Annotated in this window: 15 protein-coding genes and 4 pseudogenes; 11 read left to right on the forward strand and 8 right to left on the reverse strand. The window is 69.9% G+C overall.

Annotation, left to right across the window (positions count from 1 at the left end):
* The first annotated feature begins 231 nt into the window (after positions 1-231).
* Together ACIBJC_RS33330 and ACIBJC_RS33335 are read left to right on the forward strand one after the other, a co-directional pair.
* Positions 232-1,536: an AbfB domain-containing protein gene (locus tag ACIBJC_RS33330; protein WP_399298974.1), complete on the forward strand. Its 1,305-nt coding sequence runs from the start codon at positions 232-234 to the stop codon at positions 1,534-1,536.
* Between the two features lie 88 nt (positions 1,537-1,624).
* The gene (locus ACIBJC_RS33335; RefSeq protein ID WP_399298976.1) at positions 1,625-2,677 is read left to right on the forward strand and encodes a peptidoglycan DD-metalloendopeptidase family protein; all 1,053 of its coding nucleotides are present in this window, start codon (positions 1,625-1,627) and stop codon (positions 2,675-2,677) included.
* 36 nt (positions 2,678-2,713) lie between these two features.
* Here the strand turns inward: ACIBJC_RS33335 and ACIBJC_RS33340 are convergent, their stop codons facing one another.
* A complete protein-coding gene (locus ACIBJC_RS33340; RefSeq protein ID WP_399298978.1) occupies positions 2,714-3,556 on the reverse strand; it encodes a DeoR/GlpR family DNA-binding transcription regulator in 843 nt (280 codons plus the stop codon).
* Between the two features lie 699 nt (positions 3,557-4,255).
* On the opposite strand from ACIBJC_RS33340, the gene ACIBJC_RS33345 reads away from it, so the two are divergent.
* Positions 4,256-4,870 carry a hypothetical protein gene (locus ACIBJC_RS33345; protein WP_399298980.1) on the forward strand — a complete coding sequence of 205 codons (615 nt, stop codon included), beginning with the start codon at positions 4,256-4,258 and terminating at the stop codon, positions 4,868-4,870.
* Between the two features lie 101 nt (positions 4,871-4,971).
* On the forward strand, positions 4,972-5,265 hold the full coding sequence (locus ACIBJC_RS33350; protein WP_399298982.1) for a hypothetical protein: 294 nt from the start codon (positions 4,972-4,974) through the stop codon (positions 5,263-5,265).
* 61 nt (positions 5,266-5,326) lie between these two features.
* Here ACIBJC_RS33350 and ACIBJC_RS33355 read toward each other — a convergent pair.
* A pseudogene (locus tag ACIBJC_RS33355) lies at positions 5,327-5,497 on the reverse strand (transposase); the annotation flags it as partial.
* A gap of 403 nt (positions 5,498-5,900) precedes the next feature.
* Positions 5,901-6,854: an NADP-dependent oxidoreductase gene (locus tag ACIBJC_RS33360; protein ID WP_399298984.1), complete on the reverse strand. Its 954-nt coding sequence runs from the start codon at positions 6,852-6,854 to the stop codon at positions 5,901-5,903.
* 82 nt (positions 6,855-6,936) lie between these two features.
* Between ACIBJC_RS33360 and ACIBJC_RS33365 the strand changes: the two genes are divergently transcribed.
* The gene (locus tag ACIBJC_RS33365; RefSeq protein ID WP_399298986.1) at positions 6,937-7,509 is read left to right on the forward strand and encodes a TetR/AcrR family transcriptional regulator; all 573 of its coding nucleotides are present in this window, start codon (positions 6,937-6,939) and stop codon (positions 7,507-7,509) included.
* A 118-nt stretch (positions 7,510-7,627) separates the two neighbouring features.
* Positions 7,628-9,003, forward strand: a pseudogene (locus ACIBJC_RS33370) (IS1380 family transposase).
* A 162-nt stretch (positions 9,004-9,165) separates the two neighbouring features.
* On the opposite strand, the gene ACIBJC_RS33375 reads toward ACIBJC_RS33370, so the two are convergent.
* Positions 9,166-9,507 (reverse strand): hypothetical protein, encoded by a 342-nt coding sequence (locus ACIBJC_RS33375; protein WP_399298988.1) that lies wholly within the window; start codon positions 9,505-9,507, stop codon positions 9,166-9,168.
* A gap of 667 nt (positions 9,508-10,174) precedes the next feature.
* Here ACIBJC_RS33375 and ACIBJC_RS33380 point away from each other — a divergent pair.
* Both ACIBJC_RS33380 and ACIBJC_RS33385 read left to right on the forward strand, forming a co-directional pair.
* A pseudogene (locus ACIBJC_RS33380) lies at positions 10,175-10,408 on the forward strand (SAM-dependent methyltransferase); the annotation flags it as partial.
* Positions 10,409-10,942: 534 nt separating this feature from the next.
* Positions 10,943-11,902 (forward strand): type II CAAX prenyl endopeptidase Rce1 family protein, encoded by a 960-nt coding sequence (locus tag ACIBJC_RS33385; RefSeq protein WP_399298990.1) that lies wholly within the window; start codon positions 10,943-10,945, stop codon positions 11,900-11,902.
* On the opposite strand, the gene ACIBJC_RS33390 is transcribed toward ACIBJC_RS33385, so the two are convergent.
* A complete protein-coding gene (locus ACIBJC_RS33390; protein ID WP_399298992.1) occupies positions 11,875-12,105 on the reverse strand; it encodes a DUF397 domain-containing protein in 231 nt (76 codons plus the stop codon). The genes ACIBJC_RS33385 and ACIBJC_RS33390 overlap by 28 nt on opposite strands.
* Positions 12,102-12,926 (reverse strand): Scr1 family TA system antitoxin-like transcriptional regulator, encoded by an 825-nt coding sequence (locus tag ACIBJC_RS33395; RefSeq protein WP_399298994.1) that lies wholly within the window; start codon positions 12,924-12,926, stop codon positions 12,102-12,104. Before ACIBJC_RS33395 ends, ACIBJC_RS33390 begins: the two co-directional genes overlap by 4 nt.
* Before the next feature lie 169 nt (positions 12,927-13,095).
* Between ACIBJC_RS33395 and ACIBJC_RS33400 the strand changes: the two genes are divergently transcribed.
* The gene (locus ACIBJC_RS33400) at positions 13,096-13,290 is read left to right on the forward strand and encodes a hypothetical protein (protein ID WP_399298996.1); all 195 of its coding nucleotides are present in this window, start codon (positions 13,096-13,098) and stop codon (positions 13,288-13,290) included.
* The gene (locus tag ACIBJC_RS33405) at positions 13,287-13,634 is read left to right on the forward strand and encodes a hypothetical protein (protein WP_399298998.1); all 348 of its coding nucleotides are present in this window, start codon (positions 13,287-13,289) and stop codon (positions 13,632-13,634) included. The genes ACIBJC_RS33400 and ACIBJC_RS33405 overlap by 4 nt, the downstream gene beginning before the upstream one ends.
* Before the next feature lie 13 nt (positions 13,635-13,647).
* Here the strand turns inward: ACIBJC_RS33405 and ACIBJC_RS33410 are convergent, their stop codons facing one another.
* Positions 13,648-14,400 (reverse strand): siderophore-interacting protein, encoded by a 753-nt coding sequence (locus ACIBJC_RS33410; protein ID WP_399299000.1) that lies wholly within the window; start codon positions 14,398-14,400, stop codon positions 13,648-13,650.
* Between the two features lie 168 nt (positions 14,401-14,568).
* Between ACIBJC_RS33410 and ACIBJC_RS33415 the strand changes: the two genes are divergently transcribed.
* Positions 14,569-15,405 carry a helix-turn-helix domain-containing protein gene (locus tag ACIBJC_RS33415; RefSeq protein WP_399299002.1) on the forward strand — a complete coding sequence of 279 codons (837 nt, stop codon included), beginning with the start codon at positions 14,569-14,571 and terminating at the stop codon, positions 15,403-15,405.
* Here ACIBJC_RS33415 and ACIBJC_RS33420 read toward each other — a convergent pair.
* Positions 15,398-15,484, reverse strand: a pseudogene (locus ACIBJC_RS33420) (VOC family protein); the annotation flags it as partial. The gene ACIBJC_RS33415 and the pseudogene ACIBJC_RS33420 sit on opposite strands and share 8 nt — an antisense overlap.
* Between the last annotated feature and the right edge of the window lie 87 nt (positions 15,485-15,571).

The following is a 15,571-nucleotide window of genomic DNA, read 5'->3' on the forward strand; positions in this document are numbered from 1 at the left end:
CGGCGCCGACGACCTTTACCCAAAGGTCACGTGGTCCACTACTCTTCCACGTGTCACACCACTGACAACACACTGTATGCATTCACCACGCCACATCCTTGGCCCCGCTCGGCCATCCGCGTCCCCCGCGACGCCCCCCTTCTTCTTGTGCCGACCGATCGCAGATCCCCGATCTCGATCACGGATCCGCGTACACCCGTCCCCGCGGGCGACGCTGGAGGCAAGCTGCGCATGTCAGAGATGAACGGTGCCGACCCCACTCGGCCCATCGACCAGGCACCTCCCGGCACTCCCGAACCGCCGAACGCCGTGAACCCGTCCGCTCCGGGCAAGGAACTCGCGGTCATGGGCGCCGCCGGAGCGCCCACCGGGCCCGATCCGTCGGATCTCGAACTCTTCGCGGACGGCTCCGACGCCTCCACCCCCACAGGCGCCCCCGCAGGCGCCCCCGTCGGCGCCGCGGGACGCCTCTCGGGCACCAACCCCCGCCGCCTCCACGGCCTTCCCGGCCGTCTGCCCCCGGAGGGGCTGCCCAACGGGCTCGGCTGGCCGGGCAGTTCGGTCGGACCGCAGGCGTTGCTGCCCGTACCGCCGCCGGGGCCGCCGCCCGGTCCCGGGCCGGGTGCGCTGCCGGGCGGGCGGGCGCCGTTCGAGGAGCCCGCGCCGCGCTCGCGCTCCCTGTGGTTCACCGTGCTGGCCGGGGTGGCCGCGCTCGCCTGCGGTGCCACGCTCGTCGTCGTCGCGGGGCAGCCGGACCAGCGGGCCGAGAAGGCCGCAGCGCCAGTCACCGACACGAGCGTCCCCGGGCTGCGCGGCTACCCGGAGCGGCCGGCGGGCAATCCGGGCGACGGCGGCGACTCCGCCGGGTCCCTGTCGGACCCCGAGTCCCCCGCCTCGGACGTACAGCACGACGAGACCGCGAACGACCGGCCCCCGCGCGCGGCGGAAAGCGAGGCGCCGGGCACGCCGGGCGCCTCCGCGGAAGGACCCGGCGCCGACGAGGACGGCTCGGGGTCCGAGTCCGGTACGGGCTCCCAGGACGACCCGGAAACGGGCGCGGCGGGCGGCCCCGGCGGTGGCGGGGACGGAGGCGGCGGGGACGGCGGCACGGTCGGGAAACCCACCACCGCGCCCACCCGCAAGGCGGCCCTGCAAGCCGTCAACTACCCGGACCGCTACTGGCACATACGCGGCAACGGGCTCGGCTACCTCGACACCGTCAGCCGGAGCGAGGCGGCCTTCACCGTCAAGACGGGCCTCGCCGACGCGAAATGCTACTCCTTCACCCTGAGCAACGGCCGCTACCTGCGCCACGCGCAGTTCCGGCTGCGTGCCGACACCGACGACGGCAGCGGAACGTTCCGCAAGGACGCCACCTTCTGCCCCCGTACCGTCGGCAACGGCACGATCATGCTGGAGTCCGTCAACTATCCCGGGCGCTTCGTGCGCCACCGCGACTTCCAGCTCTTCCTGGACCCGTACCAGCACAGCGGCCTCTACCGGGCCGACACCGCCTTCCGCATGGTCGCCGGCTGACTGTCCCCGGCCCGCCGCCGTCGTCGGCGGGCCGATGGCATAGGGTCGTGCGCCGTCGGGACTTCGAACACCCGAACTGGGGGAGCCCGTGGGGAACGCGCGTTGGATCGTCCCGGTGATGGCCGGGGTGGTGATGACCCCTATCGCGGTCGGACTCGGTTTTCTGCTGATCTCGTCGGTCAACGACGGCGAGCCGGTCGCCGGCAGCGAACCCGCGCCGATGGGTACCGAGTTGAAGGCCGGCGACGGCGGTGTGCCTCCCGAGTACGGTCAGCTCATCCTGGACGCGGCGGCCGACTGCGACCAGAAGCTGCCCGCCACCGTGCTGGCGGCGCAGCTCAAGCAGAGCAGCAACTTCGAGCCGCGCGCGCAGTCGCTCGAATCCGGGGACCGCCCGCCGGCGCAGGGCATCGCCCAGTTCCGGCCCGCCGACTGGCAGGCCGAGGGGTACGACGCCAACGAGGACGGCAGGACGGACGTCTGGGACCCGGCCGACGCCATACCGTCGCAGGGCCGGGCGATGTGCAAGCTCCTCGTGAAGGCGAAGGAACACCCCGACTACCGCGGCAAACCGATCGAGGTGGCCCTGGCGGCGTTCCACGCGGGCTGGGACACCGTGGAGACGTACCGCGGTGTTCCGAGGGCGAGTTGGGCGGACGGGGCGACGTACGAGTACGTCAAGGGCGTCATGAAGTCCTCCGCCTACATGGTCGTACCGGCCGGCGGCTCACTGCCCGGGAGCTGGACCCTTCCCGTCACGGGCCCGGCGGGCGCCCCGTACCACCAGCAGGGCTCCTCCTGGTCCACCGGACTGCACACGGGCATCGACTTCATCGTGCCGACGGGCACCGAGGTCAGGGTGATCGGCGAGGGCGAGGTCGTCACGGCGGGGCAGGGCGGGGACTACGGCAACCAGATCGTCGTCCGCCACGACGACGGCACGTACAGCCAGTACGCCCACCTCTCCGAGATACGGGTCAGCGCGGGCCAGCGCGTACAGGGCGGCGTCGTCATCGGCCTCTCCGGCGCTACGGGCAATGTCACGGGCCCGCACCTGCACTTCGAGATCCGTACGGGCCCGGACTTCGGCTCGGACATCTCCCCGCTCCCGTACCTCCGTGGGAAGGGCCTGATCAGCTAGCGGCTGACGGGCCACACGTCGCCAACCATCCGCATCTCACACGGTGACGACGGTGACGTGCTCCAACTGCCGGAACGGCGCGAGCTGTTCGTCGCTCGCGCCGGTGTCGGTGACGAGGGTCCAGGCGCGGTCCAGGGGCGCCCAGGCCGTGAAGGGGCGCTGGCCGAACTTGCTGCTGTCGGCCAGGACGTACAGCTCCGCGCCGCGCGCCGCCATCAGTTCCTTCAGTGAGGTCTGCTGAAGGCTCGCCTCGCAGATGCCGAGCTTGGCGTCCAGGCCGTCCGCGCCGAGGAAGACCTTGTCGGCCGTGAGGCGGGACAGGGTCAGTTCGGCGAGGGGGCCGACGAAGCCGTGGCTGACGTGGCGCAGCGTCCCGGCGAGGGTGATGACCTCGACGCCGTCCGCCTCGGCCAGTTCGACCAGGGTGGTCAACCCGTTGGTGATGACGGTGAGTTCGCTCCGCCCGCGCACATGGTGGGCGAGCCGGCCGGTGGTGGTGCCCGCGTCGAGAATGACCGTATCGCCGTGCGCGATCCGCGCAGCGGCCCAGCGCGCGATCCGGTCCTTCTCGGCGACCGCGAGCCCCGAGCGCTGGTTGAGGGAGGGCTCCGGCGTATGGCCGGGGGTGATGGCTCCGCCGTAGGTACGGGCCAGCTTGCCCTGTTCCGTGAGCTGGGCCAGGTCGCGGCGGATGGTGGAGGGGGTGACGGCGAGCGTGCGCGCCAACTCCTCGACGGCCGCCGTGCCGTCGGCGGCGACCATCCGCAGGATCAGGGCGCGGCGGTCCGCCGCGCGCAGCCGCTCGGGGCCGGCGGCCGGGCCGGGAAGGCCGGGGCCGGCTTCGTCGTACGGGTCCTGCGGGGCGTTCTGCGGATCCATCGTCGTCATCCTCTGGTCACCCGGGTCACGGGACAGGTTATCCCCGTTGCGCAGAAGACACCGTACAGACTCTTGCGCGTAACGCGCAGCCATGTCAGCATTCTGCACGCAATACGCAGTTGCTGAGGTAGCGGTTGCCGGGTCGCGCCCAACGGCGAGCGTTGAGGCGGGAGAAGCATGACGACCCGCACCTGCCCGCAGAGGCGTTCGAGGCGGCCGGGGTCCGCTCCGTACCGTTCGACGAACTCCTCGCCGCCAGCGATGTCGTCAAGCAGCGATCCCCCCGTCGGCAACCGGCTCCTGGACGCGCCCGGCGTCGTACTGACCCCGCGCGGCGTTCAGCGACCAGGCCAACCGGGCGGTGGGCACCGCCGTCGCCGCCGATGTGGTGCGGGTGCTGCGCGGGGAGGCTCCTGTGAACGCGGTGGTCTGACGACGCCCGCCGACCCCGGTCCGTGAGCGTGTCCAAAATCGATGCGAGGGCTCTGAGCTGGGAAAACGGACACTCTTTGGCAGGTCGGCTGTCGAACGCTCTGACAAGGTGTCATAATGGGTTGCGTAGCCCTTCGTGCATCCCCCGTCGCGAAGGGCTACACCTCTGCCCAAAGCTCTACGGCCCCGGAACAGCGCACCGCCGACCCCACTGGCCCCACTGGCCCTGTGGTCCCCGAGCAGCGGTCCTCCGGACAACAGGACGGCATGACCCCCGACACGACACCCCTGGCTCCCGAAGGCCCCGTAACTCCCGCCAGGAAGAGGGCCCGTACGGTCACCAACCTCCTCCAGCCCCGCAACCTCATCCTGGCCGCGGCGCCCGGCATCGGCCTGGCGACGGCGGGCGACTGGACCGGCATCCCGTGGGGACTGCTGGCGGCGCTGTGCGCGGGGCTCATACCCGCCGGCTACATCCAATGGCACGTCAAGCGCGGCGCGTGGGGCGACCGCCACGTCGCCGACCGCACCCAGCGCGGGCCGATCTTCCTCGTCATCCTGGGCTCGATCGGCACCGGGGCGGCCCTGATGCTCCTGGGCGGCGCGCCGACGGGCATCCTGGCGACGATGCTCGCCCTCTGGGTCATGACGGTGGGGCTCCTGGCCGTCAACACGGTGTGGAAGATCTCGGTGGACGCGGCGGTGGCCTCCGGCGTCGTGGCACTGCTCGCGGCGGCGCACTCCCCGTGGTGGCTGATGGCGTACACACTGGTGGCGGCGGTCTGCTGGTCCCGCGTGGTCCTCACGTACCACACGGTCGCGCAGACGCTCGCGGGTACGGCCCTGGGCGCGACGACGGCGGCGGCGTTCCTCTTCGTCTAAGTGCGCTGTGGCAAAGGGAGTCCCTGTTCGATGAGTAGGGGCTTCTTCAGGTGCGGGGCGTGATCGCGACGGGTTAGGGGCGGGCAGCGGACGGCTTGTTGTTGATCGAGGAGGTCGTGATGCCGTCGGTGCTTGGGTTGATGGAACGGCGTGAGGTGCGGGCGAGGCAGGATCTGGAGTCCTGGACGGAGGTTCTGGACCAGGCTCGGGCGCAGGTGGATGCCGCGCGGGAGCGAGTCGAACGGGCTCGGGTGGGGCGTGAGGAACTTGTGTCGGTGCTGGCCGAGGAGAGCGCGGTGGATACGCCGGTTTCCGTGCCGTCCGGTGGTGAGGTGGCCGTGGTTGGGGAATCGGGCGGCTCCGGTGCGGTGCTTGGTGAGCGACCGCCGGTGTAGCGGTCGGGCATGGGCGAGGAGGTGCTCGGCGGCCTCTACCGGGAGGTGTTCGCCGCGGTGGTGGCGGGAAGTCGACCGGCAAAGCCATCCACTTCACACCGTTGTCGACGAGGTAGCGCACAGCGTCGAGCATCTCGCGGTGGCAGTACGTCTCCGGACGCCCGCCACGCGTAAGGAGCCAGGCCGGCACCGGCATCGCGGCACGAACCTCCGCCCACTCCGCATCCGTCATGTCACTGGGATAGCAGCCTGCCCGCCGCCCCGGAGCGATCGAACCGAACCGGTGCACGTAGCAGTCACACTCAAGGGTGACCGCAGTGGACGCAGGCGCAGTGGTACTGCTCAACTGATCGGGCAACGGGCTTCCTTGGTCGTGCTGGTGTCGTAACCGCGTCACTACCAAGGGGCCTGTTCTTTCATGCCCACGGCCGTACCCGCACCTCCGTCCAGATGATCACCCCGCTGCCACTCGAGCAAGATCTGGTTTGCCGCAGCGCACTAACTAACACTCCAGTGTGACTTCGCGATCTTGTAGGGATCCTGGTCGGGAACGGGTACAGCCACCGCGTGATCATCGGGAGTTGTACGGACTCCTGAAGATCACGCGGTGGCCTCTGACCAGGTCAGTGACCCGATCACAGGACGAGCATGAGTTTGCCGCCGGGTCGGCGGGACTGGCTGAGCTTGGCCGCTTCCTGGATCTGGTCGAGCGTGTAGGTGCGGGCGACCGATACGGCCAGGACGCCTTCACCGGCCAGCCGGGCGAACTCGTTCATCCGGTCGTAGCGCATCTCGATCTGGGTGATCCGGGTGCCCAGCTCGGCCGCGGCGGCGAAGTCCGAGACGGTGAGGACGCGGTCGGGGTCCCCGGTCAGCTCGATCAGGGTCGGCAGCGAGCCGCCGCCCGGGCCGGCCTGGTCGACGCGGTCGATCCGGCCGCCGGTCGGGGCCGTGTCCAGGGCGCGGTCGACGCGGCCTCCGGCCAGTGCGGCGACGCGTTCGGCCATGCCGTCGCCGTAACCGGTCACCCGGGCGCCGATCTCTTCCAGGGCGGCGGCCCGCATCGGCCCGGCGGTGGCAATCACCCGGACACCCCGGTGCAGCGCGAGCCGCACCGCCGCCTCACCCACCGTGGAACCCGCGCCATGGACGAGCAGCAACTCACCCGGCTGGACGCCGAGGTCGTCGAGCGCGTGCCATGCCGTCTCGGCCGCCATCGGCAGCGCGGCGGCCTGCTCGGCGGTGACGCCCGCAGGAATGTGAGCCCAGGCCGCCATCAGCGCATACTCGGCGGCCCCGGCCGTCGGGCCGTCGAAGGCCGCCGGGCCGAACACCCGGTCGCCGATCTCGACGCCGATGACGCCCTCACCGAGCGCGTCGACGGTGCCCGCGACCTCGACGCCGAGCCCGCGCGGCAGCGGCGGCAACCGGTCGGCGAGCAGGCCGTCCACCACCGCCCAGTCACCAGGCGTCAGACCGCACGCCCGCACAGCGATCCGAATCCGGCCGGGTCCCGGCTCCGGCTTCGGGACCTCGCGGAGCACGATCACGTCCGGGGATCCGAACCGGTCGAACTGAAGAGCCTTCATGACAATCTCCTGATGATGACAGCATCTGCTGTAATCAGCATAGCGGCGCGACGACAGCCTCTGCTGTCATATCCTGGTGGGCATGCCGCGATGGGAGTCAGACGCACAGGGCCGGCTTGAGCGCGCGGCGCTCGATCTGTTCGAGGCGCAGGGGTTCGAGCGCACCACGGTCGCGCAGATCGCGCGAACCGCTGGTCTGACCGAGCGCTCCTTCTACCGCTACTTCCCCGACAAGCGGGAAGTCCTCTTCGCCGGCAACGAACTCGAAGCCCACCTTGCCGCCCGGGTCGAGGCGGCCGACCCCGGCCTCACACCGATCGAGGCGCTGCTGGCCGCGCTGGGGACCGCAGACGAGGTCTTCCACTCGCGCGAGTTCCTGCTGCGCCGCGTCAAGGTGATCGCCGCCAGCCCGGCACTGGCCGAGCGCGATCTGATCAAACTCGCCGACATCGCCGACGCGCTGGCACGGGCGCTCGAACACCGCGGCGTCGAGCCCGGCAAGGCACGCTTCATCATCGACGTGGCGATAGCGGTCTCCCGGCGCGCCACGTCCCGCTGGCTGGCCGACCCGGACGCGACTCTCTCCGAGCTCGTCGCCCAGACCGCCGCCGAACTGTGCGAGGCGGTCGCGCCGCTGGCCCCGACGGTCGGCTGAGTGCGTTCACGAGGTGGGGTGTCCGAGGTTTGATCAGAAACGCGAGAAGTGCTCCTGACCTGGAACGATAGGACTTGTCGAGGGTCCAGATCGTGCCGTGGAAAGAAGCGCTTCTCAGGTGAAGAAGCGTATCGGGTCGTACCCGCGTGTCCGCGTTGAGGGCAGCGGTCGTGGAGTGGTCTCGCAGGCCGGGGCCGTGCTGCTGGTGGAGACAGTCCGCAAGACGGGCCTGGATACTGCGATCTCTGCGGCTCTGGCACCCTGGCGCAAGCCGCGGGCGGTGCACGATCCCGGCAAGATCCTGCTGGATGTGGCGCTCGCGGTCGCCCTCGGCGGCGACTGCCTGGCCGACCTCGGCACGCTGCGGGCCGAGCGGCCGTGTTCGGGCCGGGGGCCTCGGACCCGACAGTCTCCCGACTGGTCGACACGCTCGCAGCCGGCGGCCAACGGGCCCTGAACGCGATCCGCAGCGCCCGGTCCCAAGTGCGCCAGCACGTATGGAAGTTGGCCGGGCAGAGGGCGCCGGATGCGACCGGTTCTGTGACCGTCGACCTGGACGGCGTCCTGGTGATCTCGCACTCCGACAAGGAAGACTCAGCTGCGACCTGGAAAAAGACCTTCGGCCACCACCCGCTGATGGGCTTCGTCGACCACGGGACGGGCGGGTCCGGCGAGCCGGTGGCCGCTCTGCTCAGGCCCGGGAACGCGGGCAGCAACACCGCCGCCGATCACATCACCACCACCCAACTGGCCCTGACTCAGCTGCCCAAGTCCCATCGGCGCGGGCGCCGGACCCTGATCCGCACCGACTCCGCGGGCGGCACCCACGAGTTCGTGGCCTGGCTCGCGCAACGCGGACGGTGGCTGTCGTATTCGGTCGGCATGACCATCACCGACGCAGTCCACCAGGCCGTACTCAAGGTGCCGCTCGCGGCATGGACGCCGGCCGTCGAGGCCGATGGAGAGATCCGCGACGGGGCCTGGGTCGCCGAACTCACCGGCGGCATGCTCGACAGCTGGCCGAAGGGCATGCGGCTGATCATTCGAAAGGAACGGCCGCACCCCGGTGCCCAGCTGAGGATCACGGACGCCGACGGCATGCGGATCACGTGCTTCGCCACCAATACCGCCGGCCGGCCCATCGCCGAACTCGAACTCCGCCACCGCCTGCGGGCACGGGCCGAGGACCGCATCCGAGCTGCCCGCGCGACCAGCCTGCGGAACCTGCCCCTGCACGACACCGCGCAGAACAGGGTCTGGCTGGAGACCGTCCAGATCGCGCTCGACCTGCTGGCCTGGATGCCGATGCTTGCACTCAACGGCCAGGCCCGGCTCTGGGAGCCCCGCCGCCTGCGGCTCCGCCTGTTCAGCCCGGCCGGCCAGCTCGTCACCACCGGCCACCGCCAGATCCTCCGCCTCGCCCGCCACTGGCCATGGACCCATGTCGTCACCAGCGCCCTCGAACGACTCGACCAACTCCCCAACCCGGTCTGAGCAGTAGCTTTCCCGTCCCTACGAGCAGCACCATCGTCTCCGGAGCAGTGGAACCCCGCGCCCACCCGACACGACAGTCGGGCTACTGCCCTGCCCGCCAGCAGCTACGGAACGCGTGACGGTCTGCCGACTCCGTCGGCAGACCGTCACGAAAGATCGAGGCTAACCCTTTGTCCAGAAGCCGCCGGAAACAACGGTGGTGAGCGGCGGGCAATAGACTATTGAGAGACCGCTGGACTTCCATACCGTCGCGTCGCGTTCAACGATACGGCCGCCGTCGAAGGGCAGACACCTCACGGACGCCCTGTATTGTCCACCATTGTTTTTGCTGCAGATGGCAGACCAGCCTTGTTCGTGCACGCCATTTGAACACCCGGTCGGGTGGGCCTTTATGGACACGTCGCCTGAGGTCGGCGCTGCATTGGCTGCGCCTTGCAGCCCAAGGGTGAGGCAGGCTGTCATCCCAATGACGGTGAGCCGTATCGTCGAACGATTCTTCTTCATTGCCGCTGTTCCTTTCTCGATTGATCCAGCCGTATCAGGGACGGGTCCAGATGCCCGCTGTAAGAGCCTTGGAGTCCCCCTGGCAGTACGCGTGGGACCAGCCTGTCGTCTTCCACGGGCCGTCAGAGTCGCGTACCGTGCCGTTCGGAAACTTGCACCGAACGGTAGCTGCGTAAGCGCCGCCATTGCTCTTCCCGCAACGGGCGACTCCCCCCCAGTTCCCTGAGGGGACCTCGTAGTGACAGTCGCTCGGGTGCGCCATGGTGCCGGTCTCGGAGGCTGATACGGGCGCCCCGGCCCCGATCGAGAAGAGCCCTGCCAGTAGAACTCCAAGTGCCGGAACGGCGACGGTCCGAATGCGAGTAGCCTTCAGCAACTCTTCACCTTCTTTCTCGTAAACGCTTGACGATGTTGTGGTGACCTGAGCGCTGCTATCCGATGGATCAAGCCATGCCGAGGGATCTCAGCGCTCGGGTGGCGCCGCGGGAATGTTTGGGCGTGGCGGCGGCGCAGGCGCTCTCCAAAGGCGCGTAGTGGTGACGTGATCGATATTGCCGTGGTGTCGGCAGAATGTCATTATCCGAGAGTCCACACGTCTTGACGATGCGTCTACATCACAGTCCCGAGTGGCCGCACCGACATTGATGGCCTCATATCTGAGAGGGCGCTGCAGCAGGACTACTTCGGGCTGAACACCATCGCCGAAGGCGACGGCGCGACCAGCTATCAGCTCACCTACGGCGACTGGGTCAAGGTCCTGCGCGGCGCGGGTCTCATCATCGACGACCTCATCGAGCCACGGCCCGAACTCGGAACACCCAACGGCTACCACCAAACCGACCCACCCGACTGGGCACACCGCTGGCCGGCGGAGCTGCTCTGGGTAACCCACAAACCGTAAGTTCCGTCGCGCCAGAGCCGGATCGAGGCGAGGGTGACGGTCCCGTGGAAGACGTAGGCGCGTTTGCCGAAACGCGTGGATGACGGCCCACGCTGAGACCGCCGAGCCCTTTGAGCTCTGGCCGAGGGCGTGCCGGGGCGCGACTGACAGTCGGGCGTCCACTACGAGAAGCAGCGCCCCGCCCGCCGTAACACCAAGCAGGCCGGGGACGCGCGGCTCGCCCGTCAGCAGTGGGAGCACTCGGAGGAGCTGCTCGGACTGGCGCCATCCGCACCGCCCGTCTGACGACGCCGTTCCAGATGCGAAAACCTCCCCGGAGGGCTCCTCCGACCAACCCCGAAAGGACGCGAGTTCATCTGCCCTCATACCAACAGGAAACCAGCAGAACAACCACCCGCCCAGAGACGTAACAGAGCCCTGCCAGGGGTGGAGCGGGCTCCACCCCTCCTTGGGCAGTGCGCGGGAGTGACCCCGAGGCCCGGCTTTTGGTGTGCTGATCGCACCGAAAACCGACCCTCGCACCGGAGGAGCACCGTGGCCCTTCACGAACGCCCACCCGTCACCACGCCCCCGCCCACCACCCAGGACACCGGCATCCGGGGTGCGATCAGGCGCCGCCCCATGCTCTGGTTCTTCGCCGGGGCGATGCTGCTGAGCTGGGCCGCGTGGACCCCGTACATCCTCTCGGAGACGGGGCTCGGAGTCCTGGACCTCCGCTTCCCGGAACTCCTCGGCAGCTCGCAGGTCCTGGGCGTCCTGCCCGGCGCCTACCTGGGCCCCATCACGGCGGCGTTCCTCGTCACGGCGGCCACGGGTGGCCGGGCGGGGCTCAGGGCGTGGGCGGCGCGGCTGACGAAGTGGCGGGTGAGCTGGCGCTGGTACGCGGGGATCCTGCTCGGCGTCCCGACAGCCCTGACCCTCGCCACGTTCGCCCTGAGCGACGGCGACATCCGGTTCCCCTCGGCGGCGATGCTGGTGGCCTACCTGCCGGTCCTGCTCTTCCAGATCGTCACGACCGGCCTCGCGGAGGAACCGGGCTGGCGCGACTTCGCCCTCCCCCGCCTCCAGGACCGGTACGGCCCGCTGGTGGGCACGCTGATCCTCGGCCCGCTGTGGGGCCTGTGGCACGTGCCGCTGTTCTTCAGCGAGTGGGGCGGCTGGCCGGACGTGAACGTCCTGATGATCGTCGAGTTCATCGCGGTCGCCACGACCGTCAGCCTGGTGATGACCTGGGTCTTCAACCGGACGGGCCAGAGCCTGCCGATGGCGACGCTGCTGCACGTCAGCATCAACACGTACGCCTCGGTGCTGGCGATGGACATGTTCCCGGCGTTCGACTTCCAGCACTACGGCAACCGCATCCAGCTCCTCGCCTTCGGCCTCGTGGCGGCCGTCCTCCTGATCACCACCCGAGGCCGCCTGGGCTACCGCCCCCGCCCGGCCGGGGACCCGGCCCCGGCCCCGGATCAGCCGCTGCCGAAGGTCCCCGCCTGAACGGCGGCCACGAACGAGGCAAAGGCCCCGACCGGGAAGACGAGCGGGGCCCCTTCGGGGGCCTTGCTGTCCCGTACGGGCACGATGCCGCCCACCGGGGCGGGGGCGAAGCTGCGGGAGAACTCGACGCACTGGCCGCCATTGGCGTCGCTGTAGGAGGACCTGATCCACTCGGCGGTGACGAGCTTCAAGCCGGCGCTCATGCGCGGTACTCCTTCGACAAAGTCCTGATCAGGGTCAGTGATCTATACGGTGACAACGCGTGCGCTCTGAGCAGATCATAATCATCCAGCGCGGCTGTGACCGTCCTGACGGAGTCGTGCATCCTGCCCCCTACCCGTGTCTCCGTGTACAACACGGTAGGAGCGTCAGTGAATTGCAACAGGGTGTAGGGCTTGCTGCTCGCCGCCGGAGCACCTGCGGAGTACGGCATGACCTGAAGCTTGATGTGCGGTGACGCCCCGGCCGAGGCCAGATACTCAAGCTGTCCGGCCATCACCTCCGCATCGCCCACGATCGTACGCAGGCACGCTTCGTTGAGGATGGCCCACAACAACGGCGGGTTGTCGCACTCGAACACCTCGCGCCGTCGTAGTCGCGCGGCCACCTTGCCCTCGATCACCTCCGCCTCCCCCTGGGAGAAGTACGCTTCGAAGATGGCCTGCGCGTATTCCTTCGTCTGAAGGATGCCCATCACGACATTGGACGAATAGTCGAGTATCCGCGTCGCCTTCCGTTCCAGATCGAGATACGGCGCGAACCAGCTCGGGTGGTCCCCCTCGTCGATCCTCCGCAGCAGCCCCGCGAAGAGCCCGTTCGTACCGAAGACCAGGTCGCAGCCCTTGGCGAACTTCTCGCTGGCCATCCACTGCCCGCTCTCCACCCGGCTCACGTACGCCTCGGAGTAGCCCGCCGCCTTGCCCAACTGCTTCTGCGTCAGCTTCCGGCCCAGCCGGACCGTTCTGACGTCCAGTCCGAAGCGCTGGAGCGGATTCAATTGTTCGGCCGAAGTCGTCTCGTCCACCGCTGTGACCTCTCGCTCAACTGATCACGTACGGCATCCCAGCAGGCAGTGACCTTGCACGATGCCGCTCAAGTGGGTCCATTCTATTGGATTTCCCGTTGTTCCGGTGACCAATTGACTACACCCAGTACACAACGGGTGAGTCCCCAGCCGGACAAGGAGCTACGCGATGGCACGAAGTGAGGCGCGGCGACGTATGTCGCTGCTCATCGAGGCGTACGGGACGGACGGCGTCCTCGTCGTACAGAAGACCGCCCCCGGCGCTCCGCTCACGTGGCCGCCCTGCGAGTGTGGCAACACGATCTGCCCGGACTACCGGGGGCCGGACGGCGAAGAGGGCGGCGCCGAGCCGGGTTCGTCATGACGCGCGCACGGGCCACGAGCGCCGTACGGGCGTGGCTCACCGCCAAGCGGGAGGCCGGGGCCATGTGGTGGGCCTTCCGGGGGCAGTTCAGTGGGCCCGTACGGCTCTTCAGCCGGCGGCGCAGGAGCCTGTGGCGTGAGGCGCGCGCGTTGTACGCGGACCCGGTGTACGGCCCCTCGGAGCGGGAGCTCCTGCGGCGCCGTATCGCCCTGTGGCGCCACCGCGAGGCGATGCGCGCGGAACTCGACGCAGTGCGGTCCGAGTTGATCCAGGCCGAGCTGCGGGCGCTGGACGAACCCGCACTCTTCCAGCGGATCTTCGGCACCCGGCCACCCTCCCACTAGGAGGAACCCGCCGTCAGTCGAGGCCCTTGCGGCCCTTCGCCCAGTAGGCCTTGCCCTGGACGGTGCGGGGCCTGGCCGGCCACTGGCGGCTGTCGCGGCGTACGGCGTGGACCGTGGCCGCGTCGCCGCTGACGACCAGGTCGAAGGGGCCCTCGTACGCCACTGCCGCCGCCCGGACCGCGGTGAGCAGCGCGGCGCGGTCGGGGGTCTTCCCGATGACCGGCGGGGCGCCGTCGGGGTGCGCGGGGTTGTCGTGGACGCCCAATCCGGTGAGTACGGTGGCGAGTTCGGCCGGGTCGGTCGCCTCGAAGACGTGCCGCACCTCGGTCGTCACCGTGCGCAGCGCGCAGGCCAGGCCGACGGTGGTCTCGTCGCCCACGAAGAGCACGGGCCCGGCCAGGGCGGGCAGTCGCATCGAGCGGCGCGGGCCGATGACCTCGCAGATGTCGTCGGCCGCCGCGCCCCGGAACCACGCGTCCGCGGGCCCGCCCGCCGAGCCCTCCCCGCCATGGGTGAAGACGATCAGACGCGTCAGGCCACGCTCCGTGTCCCAGCCGACGGGGGTGTAGGCCCGAAACGTCAACATGCTTCGTACCGGGCGCATTTGGAGCAGGGTCCCCGGTGTCCAGTTCGCCGTGCGGAACGTGTCGGAGTGCAGCTCCACGCTCAAGAACCGGGGCGAGAGGCGGCCGACCTCGCTCACCGTCGCCGGGGTGAGCATCATCGCTCCGGCCAGTTCGGCCAGTTTCTCGGTCACGCGCGCCATCGAGGGTCCTGTCGGTCGGAGGACGACGGCCGTCGGGCCCCGCGGAATCGAGGCCTCCGGGCGCGTCGGCTGGTGGGTAAGGCCACGCTAAGCTGACCGCGCGGCTCAGGGTGGCCAACCAAGTCCCTCAACCGGCCAACAGGCGGCGGGACTCCGGAAGGCGGCGGCATGGCGGCGGACCACGAGGACACCGGGACCGGCGGGTGGGCGGGGGCCGATACGCCGCCGCTGGTGGCTCTCCAGGGGGAGGGCAGTCAGGGAACCGTCCTCGAACTGCACGATCACGCTCAGCACCTCCTCGGCTGGTCGACGACCGCCACCGTCTCCCTGCGGACGGACACCCGCTGCTGGCTCGTCCCGCCGACGCACGCGCTCTGGGTGCCCGCGGGCACCGCCCACTCCGTCGAGGTCCTGCGGGCGGGACGTGTCTGCGTGGTCGTCATCGGCCCGGCCGACTGCCCGATCACCTGGACGGAGCCCACGGGTGTGCTGGTCACTCCCCTGGTCCGTGAGCTGATCCTCCACTTGGACGGGCATACGGACCCCGACCCGGTCCGGGCGCGGGCCGGGCGTCTCCTGGTCGACCTGCTGGAACCGGTGCCCAGTACGACGTTCCATGTGCCGCTCCCGGAGGACCCCCGCGCGCGGCTGATCGCCGACGCCCTGATCGCCGACCCGGGCGACCCGCGCGACCTGGCGGCCTGGGCGGACGACACGCACACCAGTGTCCGTACCATCAGCCGCCTCTTCAGCCAGGAGACCGGGCTGACCTTCGCGCAGTGGCGGACGCACGCACGGGTACGGGCCGCCGTCTCCCGGCTGGCCCGGGGAGCCTCCGTCGGTGCCACGGCCCGCGCGGTCGGCTACCGCAAGCCCGCCGCGTTCTCCGCCGCGTTCCGGCGCGTCACCGGACAGCACCCCGGGGTCTACCAGCAGGCCGGCCAGGAGCAGGGGCCGCGGACCACCCTGGCGGCCCCGGCCACGCCGGTCGTTCGCCTACCGTGAGGGTGGGCCGCGGGCCGCCGAAGCCGGTACCGGGCGGCCCGGTCCCGATGCTTCCGTCGTCCTTCCGGCCGAGTTCGACGCGGCGCCGAACGCACAGGTACCCCGTACCGGGAGTCCCGCGGAGGGGAGCCCCCGGTACGGGGTACCTGTGCGAAAGGCCCTTGGC

Source organism: Streptomyces sp. NPDC050509, assembly GCF_044457965.1.
In the GTDB taxonomy this organism is placed as follows: domain Bacteria; phylum Actinomycetota; class Actinomycetes; order Streptomycetales; family Streptomycetaceae; genus Streptomyces.